The organism is Collinsella aerofaciens (genome assembly GCF_040910325.1).
In the GTDB taxonomy this organism is placed as follows: Bacteria; Actinomycetota; Coriobacteriia; order Coriobacteriales; family Coriobacteriaceae; genus Collinsella; species Collinsella aerofaciens_BL.
In genome coordinates this window covers 1-23,623 of sequence record NZ_JBDGAV010000024.1, presented here as the reverse complement: position 1 = coordinate 23,623, position 23,623 = coordinate 1, and the positions used below count along the sequence as shown (strand labels likewise).

At 62.3% G+C, this 23,623-nt stretch carries 13 protein-coding genes; 4 read left to right on the top strand and 9 right to left on the bottom strand.

All coding sequences use genetic code 11. The features are described from left to right. Positions 1–85 precede the first annotated feature (85 nt). From AB5Z25_RS09015 to AB5Z25_RS08995, 5 genes are all read right to left on the bottom strand, one after another. On the bottom strand, positions 86–3,550 hold the full coding sequence (locus AB5Z25_RS09015; protein WP_368135355.1) for a DEAD/DEAH box helicase: 3,465 nt from the start codon (positions 3,548–3,550) through the stop codon (positions 86–88). Positions 3,551–3,710: 160 nt separating this feature from the next. Next, positions 3,711–7,514: a DNA polymerase III subunit alpha gene (dnaE, locus tag AB5Z25_RS09010; protein ID WP_368135353.1), complete on the bottom strand. Its 3,804-nt coding sequence runs from the start codon at positions 7,512–7,514 to the stop codon at positions 3,711–3,713. Between the two features lie 176 nt (positions 7,515–7,690). Next, positions 7,691–11,320 (bottom strand): UvrD-helicase domain-containing protein, encoded by a 3,630-nt coding sequence (locus AB5Z25_RS09005; protein WP_368135352.1) that lies wholly within the window; start codon positions 11,318–11,320, stop codon positions 7,691–7,693. A 3-nt stretch (positions 11,321–11,323) separates the two neighbouring features. Beyond that, entirely contained in the window at positions 11,324–14,422 is a 3,099-nt protein-coding gene (locus tag AB5Z25_RS09000) for a PD-(D/E)XK nuclease family protein (protein WP_368135351.1), read from the bottom strand. Positions 14,423–14,606: 184 nt separating this feature from the next. Continuing rightward, positions 14,607–14,906: a YerC/YecD family TrpR-related protein gene (locus AB5Z25_RS08995; protein ID WP_022094855.1), complete on the bottom strand. Its 300-nt coding sequence runs from the start codon at positions 14,904–14,906 to the stop codon at positions 14,607–14,609. Positions 14,907–15,230: 324 nt separating this feature from the next. On the opposite strand from AB5Z25_RS08995, the gene AB5Z25_RS08990 reads away from it, so the two are divergent. Further along, positions 15,231–15,596 carry a phage holin family protein gene (locus AB5Z25_RS08990; protein ID WP_035137358.1) on the top strand — a complete coding sequence of 122 codons (366 nt, stop codon included), beginning with the start codon at positions 15,231–15,233 and terminating at the stop codon, positions 15,594–15,596. Positions 15,597–15,738: 142 nt separating this feature from the next. On the opposite strand, the gene AB5Z25_RS08985 is transcribed toward AB5Z25_RS08990, so the two are convergent. Further along, on the bottom strand, positions 15,739–16,167 hold the full coding sequence (locus tag AB5Z25_RS08985) for an RrF2 family transcriptional regulator (RefSeq protein ID WP_022094857.1): 429 nt from the start codon (positions 16,165–16,167) through the stop codon (positions 15,739–15,741). 253 nt (positions 16,168–16,420) lie between these two features. Here AB5Z25_RS08985 and cysK point away from each other — a divergent pair, with 253 nt between their 5' ends. Further along, positions 16,421–17,359 (top strand): cysteine synthase A, encoded by a 939-nt coding sequence (cysK, locus tag AB5Z25_RS08980; protein ID WP_368135349.1) that lies wholly within the window; start codon positions 16,421–16,423, stop codon positions 17,357–17,359. A 58-nt stretch (positions 17,360–17,417) separates the two neighbouring features. Beyond that, a complete protein-coding gene (gene mnmA / locus AB5Z25_RS08975; RefSeq protein ID WP_368135359.1) occupies positions 17,418–18,641 on the top strand; it encodes a tRNA 2-thiouridine(34) synthase MnmA in 1,224 nt (407 codons plus the stop codon). A gap of 136 nt (positions 18,642–18,777) precedes the next feature. Here mnmA and AB5Z25_RS08970 read toward each other — a convergent pair whose 3' ends face one another. The 3 genes from AB5Z25_RS08970 to AB5Z25_RS08960 all read right to left on the bottom strand — a co-directional run bounded on the left by AB5Z25_RS08970 (position 18,778) and on the right by AB5Z25_RS08960 (position 22,474). Further along, positions 18,778–19,821, bottom strand: coding sequence for a M42 family metallopeptidase (locus tag AB5Z25_RS08970; protein WP_368135348.1), 1,044 nt, complete (start codon positions 19,819–19,821; stop codon positions 18,778–18,780). 604 nt (positions 19,822–20,425) lie between these two features. After that, a complete protein-coding gene (gene fucO / locus AB5Z25_RS08965) occupies positions 20,426–21,592 on the bottom strand; it encodes a lactaldehyde reductase (RefSeq protein WP_195234670.1) in 1,167 nt (388 codons plus the stop codon). A 165-nt stretch (positions 21,593–21,757) separates the two neighbouring features. Beyond that, a complete protein-coding gene (locus tag AB5Z25_RS08960) occupies positions 21,758–22,474 on the bottom strand; it encodes a YoaK family protein (protein ID WP_055310199.1) in 717 nt (238 codons plus the stop codon). A 252-nt stretch (positions 22,475–22,726) separates the two neighbouring features. Here AB5Z25_RS08960 and AB5Z25_RS08955 point away from each other — a divergent pair. Then, the coding region (locus AB5Z25_RS08955) for a YgiQ N-terminal domain-containing protein (protein WP_497197293.1) at positions 22,727–23,623 on the top strand (897 nt) is incomplete at its 3' end.

The following is a 23,623-nucleotide window of genomic DNA, read 5'->3' as shown; positions in this document are numbered from 1 at the left end:
ATGAACACATAACGGATCAGGCAAGCGGTCGGGCCAAAATGCGTCGACCGTCCTGCCCACTCCAGCAGTCCCACCCCGCGCGCGGCTAGCGACCGTCGCCGCCGAGCAGCGCCAGAACATCCTCGCGCGTGAACAGTGCCGACGAGATGCCGTCGCCGCCGAGCACGCTGTTGACCAGATCGCGCTTGGACTCCTGCATCTGCATAATGCGTTCCTCGATCGTGTCCTTGGCGATGAGCTTGTACACGGTCACGGTATGTTGCTGACCAATACGGTGTGCACGATCAGTTGCTTGGTCCTGCGCCGCCACGTTCCACCACGGGTCGTAGTGGATGACCACGTCGGCAGCCGTCAGGTTAAGGCCCACGCCGCCCGCCTTGAGCGAGATCAAAAAGACCGGCACCTCGCCCGCCTGGAACTGTGCGACCATCTTGGCGCGGCTCTCTTTAGACGATGCGCCCGTGAGCTTAAGGAAGGCGATATCCTCCTTGGCCAGGCGCTTGCCAATGATATCGAGCATGCCCGTAAACTGGCTGAACAGCAAGATGCGATGGCCACCGTCGAGCGCGCCGTGGACGAGCTCCATGCACGTATCGAGTTTGGCGCTTCCCGCCTTGTAATCCTCGTAGTGCAGACGCGGGTCGCAGCAGATCTGGCGCAGCTTGGTGAGCTCGGCGAGCACCTTGAGCTTATCCTTCTTAAACTCCCCGGCCTCGCGGTGCTGCACCTGCTGGGCGATGCGGTCCTGATTTGCCAGGTAAAGCTTGCGCTGCTCACCGGTGAGCTGAGCCACGACTGTGTCCTCGATCTTTTCGGGCAGATCGGCCACCACGTCCTCTTTGACACGGCGCAGCACAAACGGCGACACAAGCGCCTGCAGGCGGGCGGCGCTGTCACCTTCGGCGTGCTCGACCGGGCTTTCGAAGCGCTTTGCGAACGATTCGCGCGTGCCAAGCAGGCCCGGCATCAAAAAGTCGAAGATGCTCCAGAGCTCGGATAGGCGGTTTTCGATGGGCGTGCCCGTCAAGGCAAAGCGCACGCCGGCCGGCAGACGCTTGGCAGCGCGCGCCACCTGGGTGAGCGGGTTTTTAATGTACTGGGCCTCGTCGAGCACCACGCGGGCAAAATCCTGCTCGGCGTACTCATCGATATCACGGCGCATAAGGTCATACGACGTCACGACCACGTTATGCTCGACCACGCCGGCGATTTGCACGCGACGCTGCGCCTTGGCGCCCACGATGGCGCACACATCTAGCGACGGGGCAAAGCGCTCCAGCTCGGCGGTCCAGTTGTACACAAGCGACGCAGGGCACACCACAAGCGTGGGCTTAGTGTCCCCCGCTTCCACGCGCGCCAGAATGTGCGCGATCATCTGGAGCGTTTTGCCCAGGCCCATGTCGTCGGCCAAGATGCCGCCAAGGCTCAGGTGTTCGAGCGAGCCGAGCCACTGGTATCCGTCGACCTGGTAGCCGCGCAGTGTGGCCTTGAGCGAGACCGGCACCGTAAAGTCCATCTTGCCGAGCGTATCCAAGCGCTCGACGGTGCGGCGGAACGCGGCGTCACGATCGGCCTCGAGCGCGGGCGTGCGCGCGAGCATGCTATCGACGAACAGGGTACTCGACGCGGGAAGCGACACGCCGTCGAGCAGGTCGACAGCATCGACCCCCAGATCCTCGGCAAGGCCAAACGCGGCGCGCGCCCCCTCGTCCAGGCGAATGATGTCGCCCGACGTGAGACGCGCAAACGTCTGGTGACGCTTGTAGGAGTCCAGATAGATGGCAAGGTCTGCCGCCGAAAGCCCGCTCGCGCTCAGTTCGACGTCGAGCAGGTTACTCTTGACGGTCGCACGCACCGAAAGCTTGGGCGCGGGGCGGACCGAAATCTGGCGCAGACGGTCGCTGAGCATGACCTCACCAAGCTTGAACAGGACGGATAGGCCCTCGGTCAGCAAGCGGAACAGGCTCTCGTCATCGCGTTCCTCAAACGCCAGGCCGCCCTCGTAAAAGTCGAAATACAGGGCCGCCGTGTCCATAACGCGAAACTCTGCCACCTCGTCGCGCGGCGGCACGCCCGGGCGCTGCTCTTCGAAGGGGCTGCCCGGAGCGCCCAGGCTAAAGAGATCTGCCGACCAGTCGCCGTAGGTAACCGTAATTTTGCAGGTCACGAGCCCATCGTCGACGCCGATTGCCATAGCAAAGCTCGGCTCGGGCGCCACGGTATCGAGCGCAGCGGGCGCGGTAAGGTCGGTATAGTCGCGCAAAATGGGCAGAGCCATACGACAGAACTCCCCCACCTGGTCGGCAGCGATATGGACTGGCGTGCGACAGGGCAGCAAGCGCGATAGGAACGGCGCCGCATGCTGGGCAAACGCTACATCGGTGCGGCGCGCACGGCGGGTGTCGACCAGATAAGCTACGTCGCCCGAAGCAAAGCAGTATGCATCGGCCGGCAGGCGCAGATCGTAGCTACCACCAGCCGCCGGCGCGATTTTGGCGGCAAGGAGCGGTGGGCGCTTAGCGGACGCCTCGTCCTCCCCTTGCGGAGACAGCTCAACCGCCACGTCATAGGTGCGATGCGTCGTCGTCCCCCGCGACCAGGCGGGCTCAAAAGAGATGGTCTGGCCGCGCAGCAGGTCCAGCACATATACGATGCTATGCTCGGACAGCGGCAACTGACGCTCGGCGACAAAACCGCTGCGGGCAAAGTCGTACGACGCCGAACGCGAGCTTGTGATGTCATCGAGATAGACAACTGTCGTCAAGACAAGGCTGAGCAGCTTTGTCGACACATCTTCGAAGGCTTCGGGCGTATGGACAAACGTGAGCTTCTTACCGTACGAGAAGGTGCCGCCTCGGACATAGGCGTCGGCCATGCCGTCGATATCCTTGACCACGTAGGACACCGAACCGCAGCGAATGCGGAACTCGAGCGCCCAGCTAAAGCGGTCTGCGAACAGCGGATTGTAGTACGGCACCAACGAGGGCTCCAACGCCGCTTTGGGGGCGTCGGGACCAACGGCACCGGCAAGCTTGCGGCGCATGCTCGCCAGCTCATCCATGCGCGCGTCCGAAAGATCGGAGAGCGCCGCCATGAGGCTGGGACTCGTGGGGACAGGTGCTGGGAAGGGAAAGTTGGGGTTGACCGTGGGCGTTGTAGGCGCGGGACGCGCGGACTGTTTGGGCTGAGCCGCAAACGTGCGGACCGGCGTGCGCAAACCTTCGACGGGCTCGGCGCCGCTGGCATCCAAATACGCCAGAGCCGTGGCAATGGCGTGCTTGCACATACCGGGGTAGCGATAGGCAGCGGGGCAATCGCAGTCATAGTCGATCACCTCGTGCTCGTCCATGTCGAGCGCCACGTGCGTCTTGTACAGGTCGCCGCGCGAACCGCGCACCGAGCCCTCAACCGTCACGTTTTTGGAGAAGCGCGAGCCGCTGTCCTCGATCGACAGCACGGCGCCGTTGAGCATGAGCGAACGCCCCTTCATAAAGGTGCCGCTCAACGCCGCCTCTTTGCGAAGCGCCTGCACAAACGTCCCCTGCGCCATCACTTCCTCCAATCCACACAAGGTAGCTAATTTGGGACGGGGCTATTTTAGCTACCCCCATACATCGGTTGAGATGTATTCCGACCCCGACTCATTCGCCGTCAGTCAAAGGGTAGCTAAAATAGCCCCGTCCCAAATTAGCTACCCCGGCAAAATCATTTTAGATAACCGTCACGCGGCCTTGGTTGCCGACGATGGCCTTTGCCTCTGCCAGCAGCGGAATCGAGCGTGCATTGACCTTGGCCGGCACCTCGGCACGCAGCACACGCCCGTCGACTTGCTCAATAAAGATCTCCACGCGGTCGCCGCCCGGGTTGGCGGTAAGCACCGTGGCAAGACGCGCCATATTGCCCTGGCTAAAGCGGCTGTTGGGCACCATGACCTCAAACACCTTGGGCTTGTTGTTCTCCTCGTTAAGCTCAAGCGGCACGATCTCCTGCGCGATGATCTGGTCGCCGCGGTCCGAGCGCTCGAGCTTGCCCTTAATGCGCACAAACGCGTCGGACAGCTGCGCGCCGGTCTCGGGATCGACCTCGCCGTACAGATACCCCTCGGCCTCCTTGTAGGTCTTGGGGAACACCACGACCGTGGCCTCGCCTTCCATGTCCTCGAGCTGCACGATGCCCATGGGGTCGCCGTTTTTGGTCACGCGCTTGGACACGCTCGAGACCATGCCGGCCCACCACAGCGCCTTGCCCTCGGGAATTTCCTGGTTGATGGTGCCGCCCGTGGGGTTCTGCACTTCGTAGCCGGTATCGATCTGCGAGAACGAGAAGTCGCGCGCTTTGCTGAGCGCATACTCAAACGGGCGCAGCGGGTGATCCGAGACATAGATGCCCAGAACCTCCTTCTCCTGGCTCAGCTTAAGGTGGCGGTCCCATTCCTGGCCATCCGGATCGGGCACGCTCACCTCAAAGCCCGAGCCCTCAACGTCACCAAACATATCGAAGAACGACGTCTGGCCGCTCGCGCGATCCTTCTGGCGCTTTACCGCGGCGTCGATGATGTTCTCGGGGTTGTTCTTGTCCACAAAGTGCATCATCTGGCGACGCGGATACCCCGTGGAGTCGAAGGCACCTGCCTTGATCAGCGATTCGATCACGCGACGGTTGGCCTGGCTCGAGTCCACGCGCTCGACAAAGTCGTGCAGCGTCTTAAACGGACCGCCCGCCTCGCGCTCGGCGATAATCGCCTGCGCCACGCCGGTGCCCACGCCGCGGATGCCGGCCAAACCAAAGCGCACGCCCTCTTTGGTAGCCGTGAACTCGGTACCGGACTCGTTGACATCTGGCGACAGCACGGGGATGCCGTCGTGACGGCATGCCGAGACGTAGTGAACGATCTTGTCGGTCTTGCCCGTGTAGGACGTCAGAACGGCCGCCATGTACTCGTGCGGATAGTGCGCCTTGAGCCACGCTGTCTGCATAACCAAGATGGCGTAGCCGGCGGAGTGCGACTTGTTAAAGGCGTAAGATGCGAACTCGAGAACATCGTCCCAAATCTTCTGGGCGACCTCGCGCGTGTAGTTGTTCTTGATGGCGCCGTTCATCCAGTGGTCGTAGGTGGTCTCGTCCGAGCCATCCTCCCAGTGGAGCACCGTCGACGTGAGCAGCTTGATCTTTTTCTTAGCCACGGGTTTACGGATACGCGAGTCCGATTCGCCCTTGGAGAAGCCGCACATCTCGACGGAGATGAGCATAACCTGCTCCTGGTAGACCATGGTGCCGTAGGTTTCGCCCAGGATGTCGTCCAGACGGTCGTCGTAGGAGACGGCCGGCTCCTTGCCGTTCATGCGGTTGATGTAGGACGAAACCATGCCGGCGCCCAGCGGGCCCGGGCGGTACAGAGCGATCAATGCCACGACGTGCTTGTACTCGGTGGGCTTCATGTTCTTGATCGTGGCCGTCATGCCGGCGGACTCGACCTGGAAGACGCCGGCGGTGTGACCGGAGCCCATGAGCTTAAAGATCTCGGGATCGTCAAAGGGAATCTCTTCCTCTTTGATGTCGATGCCGAAGTTCTTTTTGATGTTTGCCTTGGCCTTGGAGATAACCGTCAGCGTGCGCAGGCCCAAGAAGTCCATCTTGAGCAAGCCCATGTCGGCAACGGTATGGCCCTCGTACTGGGTAATCTCGACGCCGCCCTTGGTGTCGAGCTTGGTGGGCACGTGCTCGTTGACGGGGTCGCGGCAGATCAGAACGGCACACGCGTGCACGCCCTCGCCACGGGTGAGGCCCTCGATCGAGAGCGCCGTGTCGATGATGCGGCGGGCGTCGTCATCCTTTTTATAGGCCTCGGCAAAGTCGGGGTTAAACAGATCCTCTTTGCCGGGTTGCTTTTCGAGCACCTGCTTGAGCTTGACCTTGGGATCGCTCGAGACCATCTTGGACAGGCGCTGGCCCATGTAGACCGGATAGTCCAGCACGCGCGCGGCGTCATTGATGGCCTGCTTGGCCTTAATGGTCGAGTAGGTGATGACGTGGGTGACCTTCTCGGGGCCGTAGAGCTGGCGAACGTGCTCCACAACCTCGAGGCGACGCTCATCGTCGAAGTCCATATCGATATCGGGCATCTCGGTACGCTGCGGGGACAGGAACCTCTCGAACATCAGGCCGTTCTCGAGCGGGTCGAACGCGGTGATGTTCATGGCGTAGGCGACGATAGCGCCGGCGGCCGAGCCACGGCCGGGGCCGACGCCGATACCGTTGTCCTTGGCCCATTGCACGTACTCGGCAACGATCAAAAAGTACGCGGCAAAGCCCTTGTCGCAGATTACCTTGTATTCGTATTCGAAACGGTCCTTGATGTTGACGCCGTTGATCTCGCGCGTCGCCCAATCCTCGCCGTAGTGCTGGCGCAGGCCCTTCTCGCACTCGCGACGGAACTGGCTCTCGTGCGTCTCGCCGGGGTCGAGCAGCGGGAAGCGCGGCAGGATGATGGAGTCCCAGTCAAGCTCAACGTAGCACTTGTCGGCGATCTCGAGCGTGTTGTCGCAGGCCTCGGGGCAATACGGGAACATCGCCCGCATCTCCTCCTCGGTCTTCATGTAGAACTCCGAGCCGGTCATGCGCATGCGGTTGGGGTCGTCGACCTTGGCGTTCATGCCGATGCACATGATGACGTCCTGCACCGGCGCGTCCTCGCGGCGCAGATAGTGGAAGTCGTTAGTGGCGATGACCTTGACGCCCACCTGTTTGGCGATGTCGATGAGCGTGCGATCCATCTGCTCGTCGGTCAGGCCGTTATCGGTGGTAATGCCGTGTTCCTGGATCTCGATATAAAAGTCGCCGGGGTCGAAGGTGTCGCGGAAGGTCTCGGCCCATTTGATGGCGCCTTCCATGTCGCCGCGGTCGATGTATTTGGGGATGATGCCCGCAATGCAGGCGCTCGTGCAGATCATACCCTTGGCGTGGCGGCGCAGGTTGTCGAGCGTCACGCGCGGCTTGTAGTAAAAGCCCTGCACGGCGGCCTCGGAGACCGTCTGCATCAGGTTGACGTAGCCCTCCTGGTCCTTGGCCAGAAGGATCATGTGGTAGAGCTCGGGCTTGTGGTCGCGGGCGAGCGTCTCGTCCGGCGTAAAGTAGACCTCGCAGCCAAAGATGGGCTTGATGACCAGGGGCGGCTTGAGCTCGTCGATGTTGCCCTTCTCGTCCCACATGGCCATGTCCTTCACATACTGGGCATGCTCGCGCGGGTTTTCCTCGGGATCGGGCTCCACCAGCTCGTCGCGGCGGTCCTTTTCCAAGAAGGCCTTGTCGTGGCTCCAGGTTTTGTACTCGGGCGTGTTGTGGTTGACGGCGTCGCAGGCCAGCGCCAGGTCGGGCACGCCATACATGTAGCCGTGGTCGGTAATGGCAACAGCGGGCATGCCCAGCTCAACGGCACGGTTGACCATATCCTGGATACGGGTTGCGCCGTCGAGCATGGAAAAGACAGTGTGGTTGTGCAGATGGACGAATGCCATGTGATGAGCTCCGATGCGGGTTCGTGTTCTGACTGAACGATTTTACCGCACGGCGCGGACGGCACCCGAACCTAGCCAAACCCACACGGCTCCTCTTGCAGTTGCGGTGGAATAGTTCCCGCTTGGGCCACCTGGGCCGCAATACAGGAACTATTCCACCGCAAGTTATCTGAGGGCTAGAGATTGTAGGTGACTACTTGAGGTTCGGCGGGTTCGACGAAGATGGTTGGATTCGCCTGCTCCACGCGGACGAACTTGACCGTCACCGTCTCAACGCCCGCTTTGTGCAACACGTCGGCGTAGACGCGCGCCTGCAGGGCGTGCTTCTCGAGCAGCTGGTCCGGCGTCTCATCCGGCGTGCCACCCGTCTTGTAGTCGATGACCAGTGCGCGCGACGGATCGGCCGGGTCGGTGGCCAGTGCATCGATGGCGCCCTCGGCATATGCACCGTAGCGGGCAATGTCCTTGTCCTCGCAGCCCAGCGAGAAGAACGGTACCTCGGCACGAACGCACGGCCACGCGAGCAGGTCGGCACGAACAGCCGACTTGAGCCAGCGGTCCAGGGCAACGTCGAAGCGTTCGCGCTGCTCCGGCGTCAGGCGCCACAGGCGCGCCAGCGCATCGGCACGCTCAGCGGGCAGCGCATCGGCACCCATCTCAATCAGCCACTGGCAGGCAGCGTGGAAGGCCGAGCCCAGCGCCATGGGGTTGCCGGTAGGCTCAACGGCGGCCACGTCCGCATCGGCCATCTCCGAGCCATCCGACTCCGCATCATCGCCGGCCTCGTCCATGGGCACGTGTGCCTCGGCGGCACGGTCCTCGGACTCGGCATGCAGCGCCGCGGCAATTGACGAGTAGCTGTACGAATCGCGCACCGGATACGGGCAGACGCCCATGCGCACGCCCATCGCCTGGGGATACACAAGCTCAAACGAATCGGGCTTGGGGTCGGCAGGACCGGGGACGGCGGCGCGGGCATCTGCACCGGCACCCTCCGCCCCCGCATCGCCACGAACGAGCCTGCCCTCGGCATCCAGCGAAGCGTTAGCCTCAAACGCCTGCTCGCCAAAGGTAAAGTCCGAAAGCGAAATGAGCTCGTAGTCGCCCGGCTGGGAGTTGTCGAACACCAGGCGGTCGGCATCGAGCTGCGGCATGTCCAGAGCGTCGGTCGGCAGAATACGGCGCAGCACGTCGTAGGTCAGATCGGTCTCGACGTCGAAGGTCGGCGCACACAGCTTGCCACGGCTCACGCCGGCATCCATCGCCAAGATCACCAGCTCGCGCGCACGCGTCATGGCAACGTAGAGCAAGCGGGCCCGCTCCTCGAGCGAAAGCTGCAGGTCGTCGTTGCGCAGGTGAGCAAATGCCTCGGCGGGAGAACCCGTCGCACAGACGTCCTCCATGAGCTCCGGCGGCAACCATAGCGATGCGCCCTTACCCTTAAACGCATGCTCAAACTGCTTTTTGACGTCGTCGCCCTTCACAAAGGTACCATCGGCGAGCTTAACGCCGTCGAAGCGTGCCGGCAATGCCACGACCTGCGCTCCGCCCTCGACGCGACCCATCTGTGCCGCACCCGAGGACTTACGCACGCCAAAGCACTCGGCGACCGCCACGACCGGATATTCCAGACCCTTGGAGGCGTGCACCGTCATGATGCGCACCGCCCCGTCGCCCTCCTCGTTGAGGGCACCCGGAGCTTCCTTGCCCGCCAAGAAGCGGTCGAAGGCCAGCGCGATGGAACGCGGCGAGTTGCCGAAATCGGCCTCCGCCTCGGCCACGGCGTCGAGCGCCTTGAGCACGTTGGCGGCAATGGCCTTGCCCTCGGGACCACGCTGTGCCAGACGCACAAACCAGCCGGAGGCGTTGACCACGTCGCGCGCAATGGCGGCGAACGAATCACGGCCCACGCGACGAAGCGCATACCGCAGCACCTCGCGGGCGCGCGTCACGAGCGGCAAGTCTTGCAAACCCGGCACGTCGAAATCACTCATGATGCCCGCGTCGATATTCCGGCGCGAGGTCTCCCCCGTCTCGCTATCGAGCTTGGTCGCCAGCGCCAGGAACTCCTGGGCGCCGAGCGCAAACATCGGCGAGGCGAGCAGCGGCATAAGGCCCTGCGCCGTATCGGCCGGATTGGCGAGCGCACATACCAGGGCGCGCACCGTCTGCACCTCGGCTGCCTGGGCAAAGACCGAACCACCCGCGATGACACAGTCGAGCCCCTGGTCACGGAAGGCCTGTGCGTAGACGTCTGCGTTGGTCATGCGGCCCAGCAGCAGCACCATGCCGCCCTGGGGCTGGCCGGCATCGGCAAGCGAGCGGAACCGCTCGGCGATCGCACGGGCCTTTGCCTGTGTGCGTTCCTGCGTACTGCCGCCGGCAACAAAGAGGGCCTGGCGACGCGAGGCGTCTGCCACCAGCGTGTCCTTGCGGCCGTCGCTCGCCTCAAGATCCAAAAATCCCTGCATCAGGCCGCCGTCATCGCCGTCGAAGACGCGTGCCACGTAACGCAGCACCTCGTCGTGGCTGCGGAAGTTTCGCACGAGTTTAACGAGCTCGCCGGCGGGGACATCCGGCGTGGCGACCGTCTCGGATGCCGCCGATCCTACCTTGCGCTCCTGGCGGCGGAAGACCTCGACCTCGGCGCCGCGGAAGCGATAGATGGACTGCTGTGCATCGCCCACGGTGCACAGCGCGCGCTCCCCCGCGCCGGTCAGGTATCGGATCAGATCGACCTGCATCTGGTCGGTATCCTGGAACTCGTCGATCATGACCATCTTAAAGCGGCCCTCGTATGCCGCTCGGATGGCCGGGTAATCGCGCAGGGCCTCGTAGGCCATACGCAGCAAGTCGTTGTTGTCGAGGGCGGACTGGGCAGCCTTCAGCGCGCGATACTCAGCCTCCACGGAACGGGCCAGGCCCACCAGCGCATCGAGTGCCGGGCCACCGCAGGCAAGCACGATATTGATAAATGCATCGGCAGCCTCGGCCTTGAGCAGCTCGACCTGCTCCTTAGGAAATGCCTTGCTCGCACGCGGCATGGTGCACGACATCATGAGTCGCGCCGCATCGGCCATGGTCTTGCCGCTGGCCTCGAATGCATCGATGGCGTCGAGCGCCACCTGCGCTTTCTCGGTCGCGGCCTTGCTTGCGCCCAGCGACGCGCGATAGGCATCGGCAAGCGCCGAGGTATCGGCCTGGCCGCGCGCCACGCGCACGTCGTCCATGCCGCCCGGCAACTGGCTCGAGAGCTCCAGCAGCTCGCGCACCAGACCCTTGATGGTGGTGCCGGCACCAAACGGCCCGCCCTCGCCCGCCATGGGATACCAGGCGTAGAGGGCCTTGAGCGATGCGGCGAGCTCGGGGGCGGCATCGGGTGCCGTCGCGCGGGCCAGCACATGCTCAACAGCCTGGTCCATGAGCTCGTCGGTATCGGCGAGCACCGTGAACTCGGGGTCGATGCCCAGCTCCAGCGCGTGCGCGCGCAGAATACGCGAGCACATGCCGTGAATGGTCGAGATCCACGCGTCGTCGACGGTCAGTGCTTCCTCGTCCATGCCCTCGTCGATAAGCGCACGGCGCACGCGGTCGCGAATCTCGGCCGCGGCGTCCTTGGTAAAGGTGATGGCGAGCACCTGGTCCAGATGCTCGACGAACGGACCGGATTCGGGCGAGAGCGCGTAGACGATGCGGCGCGTGAGGGTAAAGGTCTTGCCCGAACCGGCGCCCGCCGAGACAAACAGCGGACGGTCGAGCGTTTTGACGATCTGCAGCTGTTGCGGCATCAAAGTCGAAAGATCCATGGTCTACACGTCCCTCCTTACAAACGTTCCTTCGTGGTTATACGAGCAGCGGGCATGCGCGGCCTGCGTCGACGCCGGGTCGACAGCAGCGACGTTGCCCGCCTCGAGTTCGCGCAAGCGCTCGGCGATGCCGGCCTCCACGCGATCGAGCAGGGCGTCGAAGTCCATGCTGCCGCCCTCGCCGGGAAAGCCCTTCTTAAGCCCCGGGATGCGGCCGTCGCCACGCTCCTCCTCGAGCAGCTCGGCACTCGCGGCGCCTCGCAGCGCCGGTTTGCCGCCCTTGGTCGAAAAATAGAGCGCCGCGCGGGTATCCAGATCCAGCGCCCGGCGCATGGCCTGCGCATAGATAAGCGTCTGGGTATGGGGCGGTAGCCACCGCGGGTCGTCGATGGCGGCCTCGCCCGATTCCTCGTCGCGCACCGTGGGGTCGGCGAGTTTAAACTCCTCAACGCCCGTGCGATGCTTATAGTCGATCACCACGGCGCGGTTCTCGGCGTCCACGTCCACGCGGTCGATGCGCCCGCCGAGTGGCCAACCGGCATACTCAACGTTAAGATCGTTAAAGGCAAACTCCAGGTAGCGTGGAGCAAAAGGAGTCAGCGCCTCGGCTTCATAGGCAAGCACGCCCTCCAGCTGCGGCAGGATCTCGGCCACTTGGCGCTCCTCTACCGGAGAGAGCGGCACGAGCGGGCCCTCCGTGCCGCGCTTGCCGGCGTGCTCGGCCAACGTCTCGTCAAAGACCTCGTGCAGCAGCTCCTGTGCGCGCGGCAGATTCTCGGGCGTCACGCGCTCCATGCCCTCTTGGGGCAGACGGGCATGCAGATGCTCCAGCACGTCGTGGACAAAGTTGCCCTTTTCCATGTTGCCAAAGCCCGCGTCGATCGACTGGGGCTTCACGCGGTACGAGACGAACCAGCATAGCGGGCAGGTCGAATAGGCCTCGATCTGCGAGGCGGACGTCAGACGCGGCACCAGCGGCGCATCCTCGCCCTCGCCATCGCGACGGCGCAGGACCAGATACGGAATGGCTTCATCGCTCAGATGCTGAGGAGCTTCGCAGGTCACGCGCTCGCGCCTAAGACCTTCGCCTGCCGCGGGATCGAAGTCGACGACGATATCGCCCTCGCCCACGCGCGTGGGCTTGGCGGCGCCAGCGGCCTCGGCATGTGCCCGCAGCTCGGTCCATACGGCTGCCGGGTAGCACTCGCGTGCCTGGCGATCGTGCGTCACGCGGGCGAGCGCGACCGGACCGCTCGCCGCCTGCATTGCACGACCAAAGCGCACGCGCAGCAGGGCGGCGGGCTCCAAAGACACGCCGTCGCGGCGCAGCTCGGCCGTCAACGTGGCAAGCGGGCCCTCTTCGTGCGAAAGCGGATAGCTGTCCAGGTCGACATCAGCAAACAGCACGGCATCGTAGCCGCCAGGACGCAGAACCGACGCATCGGCAAGCGACGCGAAGCGTACTTGCGCCCGTGGCGTGCGATCGACCTCGTAGGTCGCGTAATCGTAAGCGGTACTGCGCTTGTCCACCTTGGTTCGAACGCCGTCGAGAACCGGCACGGTCGCGGCCTGCGACACGTCGAGCGCGCGAGCATCGTTCATAAGGATGTCGATGGCATGGCGCAGCAAAGCCGTCTCTGCCTGGCGACGGGCCTGGCCGTCAAGGCCGCCTAGAGCGCGATCGGGCAACGCCTCGGCAACGGCAAGCATGGCCTTAAGCGCCGTCACGGGCTTGTCACGCCACAGCGCCTGGAACACGTCCGAGACCACACACGGTACGTTCTTAAACCAGTTATCGTCGCTCGTCGCCTTGCGCGCGCCCCTCACCTGGCCCTGAACGCTCTGCAGCAGGCTCTTGACGCCCGCGGTAGTCTTGCTGCGCGAGAGACGCATATTCTTATCGAAGGTACGGGCATTGACGGCATCAGCGCCCGAAAGCGGACTGTAGATCCAGTCGGTAAGCTCCGGCGCGGGCCACCACTCAGTCTTGGAAGCGGTGCCCTCGTCGGCGGCTTTCATACGCTCGATCAGGTTGGCGAGCGCCGTAAACTGCCTGCCCGCGATGGACTGGGAAAACGCCGTGAACTCAGTCGTCTCGGCCGCAATGTGACGCGCCGCCAAACGGGCGGCGAGCTCGCCGAACAGCTGGGGTGCCCGGGCAGAAACGACGAGCACGCGCACGGGGTCGGCGGGCGTTGCAGTAGCTTTATCGGCCTTGGACTCCTTGTGCGCTTTCACCAACTTATCGATGGCGTCCGCATAGACATGAGCACGGGCATGGGGGCCGGCGACCTCAATAAAGGCAGGCTGAGCGGCGACCCCGCAAGCGACATCAGACGCGACGGCGTCCTCCCCCAGCGGCGCGATCTCAAACAGCACACCGCGGGCATCAAATGCCGTGGCAAGCTCCTCGCGCATCGCCGCCTGCTCGCGGGCAAGCAGCACGACGACCTCTCCCCCATTGTTCGCCACGGCAGACAGCAGCTCGAGTAGACCGTGCGTAAACGACGTGGTACCGCGCACGCATACGGCGCGGGCGCACGCCGGCAGGCTATCGGCCAGGGCACCGGCCATAATGTCGGCTGCCTCGCAGGGCTCGACCATATCTCGACGGTCCAAACCGCCCGCGTAGGCACGCAAAAGCTCAAACACACGAGCCTCGGCATCGCTTTTTGGCTCAGGCTGGCAATTGTTGCCACCGCATCGCTCGGCCGTCGTCCCCGCCACACCCGGCAGCACATCGCGGGCCATGCGCGCGAGCATGCGCACCGTGCCCTGGCTACGCGAAAGCGGCTGCAGGTCGGCATCGTCGCGGCGGGCAATCATATCCGAAAACAGCATCTGACGTTGCAGGTTGTCGACGAAACCGCGCCCGTCGCCCAAAAGCTCCCAAAGCGAGCGAAGCCACGATGCGGGTGTCTTGTAGTCGATACCCAGCGAAATGCCGGCTTCCGCCGCATCATGACGGCACAGATCGAGCTCGGCAAACGTTGGTGCCAGCAACACGGCACGCCCGTGACGGGCAATAAGGTCGGCAAGCAGCGCCGACTCGGCATCGCTCAAATCCGTGCCGGCATTGGTGGTATAGATTCGAACAGGCATGGTCCTCCGCTCAAACCGTTCGCAATAATCAATGCATCCATCCTACCCGCCCAAGCGGACACATTGCCACCGCAGTTCCATCTTTTGGTACAAAGCAACCTGAACCCAACGCACCAGCCGATTGCAGGCATATAAAAACCGCCCCCGGAGGGACGGTTCTTCGTAATTCAATGTTGTCGCTGGCCTACTCGCCATCCTCCAACTTAATGAGGATCTTGCGGTAGCCACCGTACTCGCCGTTCAGCGCCTTTGAAACGCGGCTCACCGTGGTGGACGAAGCGCCGGTACGGGCCTGAACCTCAACATAAGGCTCGCCCTCGTCCAAATAGCGCGCAACCTGCAAACGCTGAGAAAGGTCGCAAATCTCGCGCGGCGTGCAGATATCGGTCAAAAACGCTTGGATATCCTTCTCGTCGTCCAAAAGGCTAAATGCGTGGACCAGCTGCTTGACATCAGGCTTGTCAAACATGTTCTCGATATTCATCGATCACCGCCAAACCCGCCAAAAGGCATCGAAGTTGATACTGACATCGGGCATCGTTCACCCGTTCTATGCAATAGGGCAACGCCTGTGGCTTTTGCCCGTAGCAGTGTAGCACACCACCAAACTAAAGCGACAAGACTCTCTGCCAGCGGCGCGTTTTTCAGGACGAACGCCGTTTAGAAACCATATGCGCACGTAAGCTCCACGAATATTTGAGACAATGAGCGCCCAAACACCGCGGCGCGCCCGCGCAACCATCCAGGTCGCCGCCGCAAGCCGCTTCACGCGACGCCAGCAACCCCGGCGCAAGAAAGGATTCACGCCATGCGCTTTATGCTTAACTGGCTCTTCACCTCGATCGCCATCGCGATCGCCACGTTCCTCGTCCCCGGTATCCAACCCTTCGGCTTTGCCGAGACCTGGGTCTGCTTTGCCTTCGTGGGACTGTTCCTGAACATTGTCGATTCATTCGTCAAACCGTTCCTGACGGTCATCTCGCTGCCGCTCACGATCATTACGCTGGGCATTTTCCAGCTTGTCGTCAACAGCTTTATGCTTGAGCTCGCGAGCTACCTGTCGGTCAACCTGCTGGGCGTCGGCATCTCCATCGCCAGCTTTGGATCGGCCTTTATGGGCAGCATCCTGGTGTCCATCACGCGCAGCATCCTCGACAGCATCGCCGAAGACTAAAACGGCCATTCCGGCCGTGCCCGTCTCAACAGACCAAAACGAAGGCCGCCCATCGCAAAAATGGGCGGCCTTCTTATTTGTCAAGCCTTAAAGGGCGAGAGGATCTACCATTTCTACCCCGTCCCCACATGGCAGGTGTGGGTTAGATGACGTAGTCGTAGCCATGGTTGGGAGCGACAAGTTGATCAAGCGTCACACCGTCGAGGTAGTCGTTGATGAGCTTGTCCAGGTTCTTCCACACGTCGAGCGTGGGGCACTCATCCGAACGCGAGCAGCCCTTGCAGTCGCCATCCAGGCAGGCGACCGGCGCCAGACTGCCCTCGGTCAGGCGCAGGATCTCGCCCACCGTGTACTGCTCGGGCGGGCGCGTGAGCACGTAGCCGCCGCCCTTGCCGCGCATGCCCGAAAGCATGTTGGCGCGCACGAGCGTAGCCAAGATGTTCTCGAGATATTTCTCGGAAATCCCCTGTCGCGCCGCGATCTCTTTGAGCGGGATGCGACCGGCCGCCTGGTGCTCGGCCAGATCGACCATAACGCGCAGGGCATATCTGCCCTTAGTAGAAACCAACATGTATAGTGCTGCCTTTCGGTCATTTGGTCCGTAGAAATTCTAGCCGAAAAATTGGTTTTGAAAATAGCTGTTCCGGTCAAGATGGTTAATCGACTCGTAATAATCTTCTATTTCCTATTGCATTACTAGGCTTTAGTGTCTAGTATGCTTCCCAACAGCTAAACGAACAACCTATAGGGTTTATGGGTTTGGCTGCTAGACACACCGCGAAACCACACGGCAACCAGCAACTTGAACACTTTGGAGGTTCACCATGAGCAAGGTTTACACGTCCATCGATCAGCTTATCGGCCACACCCCGCTCCTGGAGCTCACCCACTTTGAGGCCGACGAGGACCTTAAGGCTCGTGTGCTCGTCAAACTCGAATACTTCAACCCCGCCGGGTCCGTTAAAGACCGCGTCGCCAAGAACATGATTGACGAGGCCGAGAAGGCCGGCAAGCTCGTGCGCGGCGGCGGCTACACCATCATCGAGCCCACGAGCGGCAACACCGGCGTCGGCATCGCCTCGGTGGCGGCGGCTCGCGGCTACAAGGTGATCATTACCATGCCCGAGACCATGTCCGTCGAGCGCCGCAAGCTTATGCAGGCATATGGCGCACAGCTCGTGCTCACCGACGGCTCCAAGGGCATGAAGGGCGCCATCGCCAAGGCCGAGGAACTGCAGAAGGAGACCCCCAACAGCATTATCGCCGGCCAGTTTGTGAACCCCGCCAACCCCGCCATCCACAAGGCCACGACCGGCCCCGAGATCTGGGATGACACCGACGGCAAGGTCGACATCTTCGTCGCCGGCGTCGGCACCGGCGGCACCGTGACCGGCGTGGGCGAGTTCCTCAAGGAACAAAACCCCGAGATTCAGGTCGTCGCCGTCGAGCCCGCCACCTCCCCGGTGCTCTCTAAGGGCCAGGCCGGCCCGCACAAGATCCAGGGTATCGGCGCCGGCTTTGTGCCCGACGTCCTCGACACCCAGATCTATGACGAGATCATCCCCGTCGAGAACGACGACGCCTTTGCCACCGGCCGCGCCGTGGGCCACAAGGAGGGCGTGCTCGTGGGCATTTCGTCCGGCGCCGCCGTGTGGGCCGCGCTGCAGCTGGCCAAGCGCCCCGAGAACGAGGGTAAGACCATCGTGGCGCTGCTCGCCGACACCGGCGAGCGCTACCTGTCCACGGCGCTCTTCCAGGACTAAGGGCCTGTCGCCCATAGGTTGAGCCCACGGACGAGCCGGTCTCCTCTCTCCCGGCAGTCTGAGCCCATCCAATCAGGGTGTCCCACGAGACGTCCGAACTTGCTACAATGTCTGCGGCGCGGAACCAGCCTCCCGCGCCGCTTTTCTTTTTTGGCCACATGCCACCAAGGAGAACCTCCCCATGCACAACAAGCGCGTGCTCGTCGCCATGAGCGGCGGCGTCGATTCCAGCGTGACCGCGTACCTGCTCAAAAGCCAGGGCTACGAATGCGTCGGCGCCACCATGCGCCTCACCTGCCCCGCGCCCGATCCCGTCACGGGCATGAGTAAGGTCGACCGCGACATCGCCGATGCAAAGGCTGTCGCCGAGCGCCTGGGGATGCCCCACCATGTGCTCGACCTGCAGCAGACCTTCGACCGCAATGTTATCGAGCGCTTTGTGACTGCCTATCAGGAGGGGCTGACGCCCAACCCGTGCATCATCTGCAACCGCCACATTAAGTTTGGCGCGTTGCTCGATGCGGCGCTGGACATGGGCTGCGACTACATCGCAACGGGACATTACGCCAAAACGAGCCAGGCGCCCGACGGCACCTGGCAGCTGCATCGCGGCGAGGACCCCAAAAAGGACCAGAGTTACTTTTTGTATTCGCTCACGCAAGAGCGCCTGGCACGCACAATCTTTCCGCTGGCAGGCCTGGACAAGGAGCGCGACGTGCGCCGCATTGCCGCCGAGCAGGACTTCATCAACGCCAAGAAGGCCGAAAGCGAGGATATTTGCTTTATTCCAGACGGTGACTACGCGGGCTATATCGAGCGCCGCTGCGGACATGCCGCTGCACCGGGCGACATCGTATGGCGCGACGGCAGCGTGGTCGGGCGCCACAACGGCGCACTGCGCTATACCATCGGCCAGCGCAAGGGTTTGGGCGTAGCGATGGCGCATCCCGTATACGTGACAGGCGTCGACGCCGTCAACAACACCGTGCATCTGGGTGAGGCCGAGGACCTAACGGCCACAGCACTCACGGCCGACGACTGGATCTGGAGCGCCCCTGCCGACCGCATGGAGGCAGAACTCGATGCCGGCGGCATTCGCGTGGGCGCCAAGTACCGTTACCGTCAGAAAGACCAAGCAGCGACCCTTACGCGCGGCGAAGACGGGCAAATGCTGCTGACTTTTGACGAGCCGCAGCGAGCCATCGCCCCCGGCCAGGCTGTCGTCGTCTACCGCGGCGACGTCGTCCTCGGCGGCGGCACGGTGACCGGCGCACTTAAGTAGCCCCATCCCCTTCATAAATTGCGGTGAAATAGGGACTGTTTAAGCGTTTAAAACCGCCAAACAGTCCCTATTTCACCGCAACTTAGAGAGGACGGCCTCGGTCGGTACTGCCGTATCAGCCGAGGCCGCTGCATCGCTAGCGCTGTACGTAGGCTCGGACCAGCTCGTAGGTGTTGCGCACGCCGTCCATGTGGCTGCGCTCGTAGTTGTGGCTCGCATACACGCCGGGGCCGATCAGGCCGTGACGGATGTCGTAGCCGGCAGAGAGCGTGGCCTCAACGTCCGAGCCGTAGTGCGGGTACACGTCGATGGCGTAGTCAAGTTCAAGCTCGCGCGCGATATTGGACAGCGTGGTCACCAGGTCGTAGTTGTACGGACCACCCGAATCCTTGGCGCAAATCGACACCATGCGCTCGGTGCAGCCCAGGTCGTCGCCCACGCAGCCCATGTCAACGCTGATCATCTCGCGCGTGTCGGCCGGCACGAAGGCACCGCCATGGCCGACCTCCTCGTACACGGTAAAGAGCAGCGAAACCTTACGCGAAAGCGTCACCTCGCCGTCAGCAACAGCGCGGGCCAGACCCAGCAGAATCGACGCCGACAGCTTGTCATCCAGGAAGCGGCTCTTGATGTAGCCGCTCTCCGTCACCGTGGTACGCGGATCCATAGCGATGATGTCGCCGGTCTGAATGCCCAGCTCAAGCACATCGTCCTTGCTGTCGACATTCTCATCGAGCAGGATTTCCATGTTCTTCTCGATGGTCTTGACCGGCTCGTCGGCCACATGCGCCGAAGGCTCGGTATTGAGGACCACGCCCGTGTAGACATTGCCGTCGCGCGTGTAGACGGTGCAGTTCTCGCCATCGGCCGTAGACCACTGATGCCCGCCGAGCGTCGTGGGGCGCAGGCGACCATTGTCCTTAATGGAACGCACCATGGCGCCCAGGGTATCGACATGGCTCGCCAGTACGAGCGGCTCACCCTCGCCACCAAGCTCAACGAGCACGTTACCCTTATTGGAACGCTCAGGCCCAAACCCCATATCGCGCAGGGTCTCCATCAGATAATCAGTCGCCGCACGGGTATAGCCCGTCGGCGAAGCAATAGAAGTCAGTGTCTTAAGCTGTCCCGCGATATAGGAGAGCGTCTCCTCTAGAGAAGCATCGATTACAGAAGCCATGTGCATCCTTCCAAGCAAAACTAAGACCGAGTCCCGATTTTAACCGTTCTGCACGCGCAAGGCTCTGGGAGCCGAGCCACCTCCAGACGTCCTCGCGCCGATTTTGCGCACGCGCACGGCTTACAATCCCAATCTTGCATAAATCCTATCGGTATCTGCATAGAAATGAGGAGTCTTTTTGCTTCGTCTCAGGGTACCCCACCTTGGGCCGTGCAAAAAACGGAGTATTCAGCACCGTGGGCCCCAACGGCCCCATCACGAACGACAAAACGACGTGGTTACAGCAGTGTTGCAGGTCGTCGCAAAGCAAAAACTCAGTAACAACCCCCTCCACTCATCGATAGCCCGCCCACAATGGCTGTCGATGGGCGCCTGCGGGCCACTACGGGCCATTCAAAACGTTATGCATTTTTAAGAGCTTGCTGAGTACTCCCAAAAATGCACGCTGGGAAGTGCACCACCTATCCGCAGCGGGCAGTACGCCTTGGTTTTGTCCGTCTCAGGGCATCGACGCAGCACAAAAAGCCCCGCCGTGCGTAGCACGGCGGGGCCAGCGGCACGTCAAAAGACCATACACCTACGGGCGAAGGACCACCAAACTGGGCTAGGCAGCCGGGCAGATCTTCTTGAAGAGCTCGATGACGTCGTCGAGCGTTGCCTCGCGCGGGTTACCCGGGAAGCAGGCGTCGGCCATGGCGTCCTTGGCCAGAACCTCGATCTCGTCGGCCTTCATAGCCTCGCAGACGTGCGGGATATTCACGTCGGCGGAAAGCTGCTTGACGGCGGCGATAGCGGCGTCGGCAGCCTCGTCGGTGCTCATGCCCGTGGTGTCAACACCCATGGCAAGGGCAACCTTGGCCAGGCGCTCAGCGCAAACCGGCTTGTTGAACTCCATGGCGATCGGCAGCAGCATGGCGCAAGCGACGCCGTGCGGGGTGTCGTAGTGAGCAGACAGGGTGTGAGCCATTGCGTGGTCGATGCCCAGGCCAACGTTGGAGAAGCCCATGCCGGCGACATACTGACCAAGAGCCATGCCCTCACGGCCGGAGCCGGGCTGGCCGGACTTGGCCTCGGCGACGGAGTCGCGCAGGTTCTCGCTGATCAGCTTAATGGCCTCAAAGTGGAACATGTCGGAAAGCTCCCAGGCGCCCTTGGTGGTGTAGCCCTCGATAGCGTGGGTCAGTGCGTCCATGCCAGTGGAAGCGGTCAGGCCGGCGGGCATGGAGGCCATCATGTCGGGATCGACGACGGCGACCTCGGGGGCGTCGTTGGTGTCGACGCACACGAACTTGCGGACCTTCTCGGGGTCGGTGATGACGTAGTTGATGGTCACCTCGGCGGCGGTACCGGCGGTCGTCGGCACAGCGATGGTGAACACGGCGTGGTTCTTAGTGGGAGCAACGCCCTCGAGGCTGCGGACATCGGCGAACTCGGGGTTGTTGATGATGATGCCGATGGCCTTAGCAGTGTCCATGGAGGAGCCACCACCGATGGTCACGATAGCGTCAGCCTCGGCGGCCTTGAAGGCCTCGACGCCGTCCTTGACGTTCTGGATAGTGGGGTTGGGCTTGATCTCGGAGTAGAGGCTCCAAGCGATGCCGGCAGCGTCGAGCTCGTCGGTCACCTTAGCGGTAACGCCAAACTTGACCAGATCGGGGTCGGAGCAGACGAAGATCTTCTTGTAGCCGCGACGCTGGAGCTCGCCGGGGATCTCCTTGATGGCGCCGGAACCATGATAAGAGATGGTATTGAGAACGAAACGATTAGCCATTGATAGCCTCCCATCGTGTGCGGGGCATCCATTACGCCCCACGCTATGAGTCCCATCCTAACGCTTTTGAAACAAAAAACGCGTGAGAACATCAAAAGTGTTAAAGCGTTTCAACAGATGATAAAAAATATTGCGGCAAAGGGACAACCCCTTTGCCGCATTCGGTTACTTTCGGCAGCCCTCTTTCCAAGCCTCGGCCGCAACCTTCCAGCGTAAGCGCAAGTCGCGCTCGCGGTCGATGAACATGATGGCAAACGCGACAAACAGCAGCAAGCTCGCCACGACGATGGCGTGCAGGCCCATGCGCTCAATACACCAGTTGCCCAACACGGCGCCAAACACAAAGGTAAAGATCACGCCAAAGTACAGCAGGCCGTTTTCCAAAAAGCCGCGCCTGTGGGTGATGATGTAATCGTCCACGTTTTGCAGCGCGTTGCGCAAGTTGCCGATGCACATGGTCGTAGCGATGCCGTGACCGTGGATCTTGCGGAAGCTCTCGACCTGCATGCCGCAGGCAAACGAGGTGAGGCAGTTGGCGAGCAGGTTGAAATTGCCGCCCGGGATAAAGCTCACGCCCAGCAAGATGACGGCTTCAAAGAACACCGTTACCTGGCGCCAGTGAATCACGCTGCCAAACCGCTCATGCACCAGGTCGGCAAGCATAATGCCCACGGCAAACGACACCACGGGGAAGAAGTAGCGTCCCGCAAGTGCCCAGTTGCCCTCCGAGATGCTCACGCCCACGAGCAGGATGTTGCCTGTCTGCGCGTTGGCGAAAACATGGTCGCGCCCAATGTACGAATAAACGTCCATAAAGCCACCGGCAAGCGCCAAGATGATGCCCAGCTCAATAGACTCCGATATCTGTTTGGCACGCTGCATCGCCGTGCATCCTCCTTGTTGACGACTCTCTCGTGCGTTGGCGGAAACATAACCGCCGTTCATACTGTAACCCATTGACAACATGGCGCGCGCGCGAGACGGGTTCTCCAACGCGCAGATACACAGTCTGGAAACAAACGATCCCCGCATCGACGCGCCGATCCCCAGCTCATGTACTCCCCCAGTCTTTTTAGCCCCGTCCCAAAAAGACTGGTTACAATTACGTGCAGCATACAGACACCGGGAGGGATCGTGGCAAAAAAGCCTCAGCACGCTCAGAACAGCCAACGCGGACAGCAGGGCAAACAGGGTCAGCAGCAAAAGCGCGGCGGCAAGGCGCAGGCCACGGTCGCCCGCGCCAAGCATTCCCAAGCGACGCCCGCCCGCCCCTGGCGCCCGGGCCGCGACAAATTTCTCGCCGTCAGTCGCGCCGATATGAATGCGCGCGGCTGGGACCAGTGCGACTTTGTCTACATCTGCGGCGACGCCTACGTGGACCACCCCAGCTTTGGTATGGCCATCATTAGCCGCGTACTCGACGCGCACGGCTATAAGGTGGGCATCATCTGCCAGCCCAACTGGACCGACCCCGCCAGCATCACCGTGCTCGGCGAACCGCGCCTGGGCTTTCTCGTCAGTGCCGGCAACATGGACTCCATGGTCAACCACTATTCAGTGACCAAGCACCGCCGCCACACCGACGCCTATACTCCCGGTGGCGAGGAGGGGCGCCGTCCCAACCGAGCCGTCACGGTCTACGGCAACCTCATCCGCCAGACGTTTAAGGACATCCCCATCATCATCGGGGGCATCGAGGCGAGTCTGCGCCGTCTGGCCCACTACGACTACTGGCAGGACAAGCTTAAGCGTTCGGTACTGCTCGACTCGGGCGCCGACATTCTCATCTACGGCATGGGCGAGCACGCGATTGTCGAGATCGCCGACGCGCTCGACGCGGGACTGCCCGTCGACCAGATTACCTATATCAACGGCACCGTCTACCGCACCAACTCGCTCGACGAGGTCTACGACTACGACCTGTTGCCCAGCTGGGACGATCTTGCCGCCGACAAGCTCAACTACGCGCGCAGCTTTAACGTGCAGCAGCAGAATATGGACCCCATCACCGGCCATCGCCTGGTAGAGCCC

Coding starts and splice junctions, on each gene's coding strand:
- AB5Z25_RS09015 (WP_368135355.1), bottom strand. CDS start 3,550: ATGGCGCAGGGGACGTTTGTGCAGGCGCTTCGCAAAGAGGCGGCGTTG.
- dnaE (WP_368135353.1), bottom strand. CDS start 7,514: ATGGCATTCGTCCATCTGCACAACCACACTGTCTTTTCCATGCTCGAC.
- AB5Z25_RS09005 (WP_368135352.1), bottom strand. CDS start 11,320: ATGGATCTTTCGACTTTGATGCCGCAACAGCTGCAGATCGTCAAAACG.
- AB5Z25_RS09000 (WP_368135351.1), bottom strand. CDS start 14,422: ATGCCTGTTCGAATCTATACCACCAATGCCGGCACGGATTTGAGCGAT.
- AB5Z25_RS08995 (WP_022094855.1), bottom strand. CDS start 14,906: ATGAATATCGAGAACATGTTTGACAAGCCTGATGTCAAGCAGCTGGTC.
- AB5Z25_RS08990 (WP_035137358.1), top strand. CDS start 15,231: ATGCGCTTTATGCTTAACTGGCTCTTCACCTCGATCGCCATCGCGATC.
- AB5Z25_RS08985 (WP_022094857.1), bottom strand. CDS start 16,167: ATGTTGGTTTCTACTAAGGGCAGATATGCCCTGCGCGTTATGGTCGAT.
- cysK (WP_368135349.1), top strand. CDS start 16,421: ATGAGCAAGGTTTACACGTCCATCGATCAGCTTATCGGCCACACCCCG.
- AB5Z25_RS08970 (WP_368135348.1), bottom strand. CDS start 19,821: ATGGCTTCTGTAATCGATGCTTCTCTAGAGGAGACGCTCTCCTATATC.
- fucO (WP_195234670.1), bottom strand. CDS start 21,592: ATGGCTAATCGTTTCGTTCTCAATACCATCTCTTATCATGGTTCCGGC.
- AB5Z25_RS08960 (WP_055310199.1), bottom strand. CDS start 22,474: ATGCAGCGTGCCAAACAGATATCGGAGTCTATTGAGCTGGGCATCATC.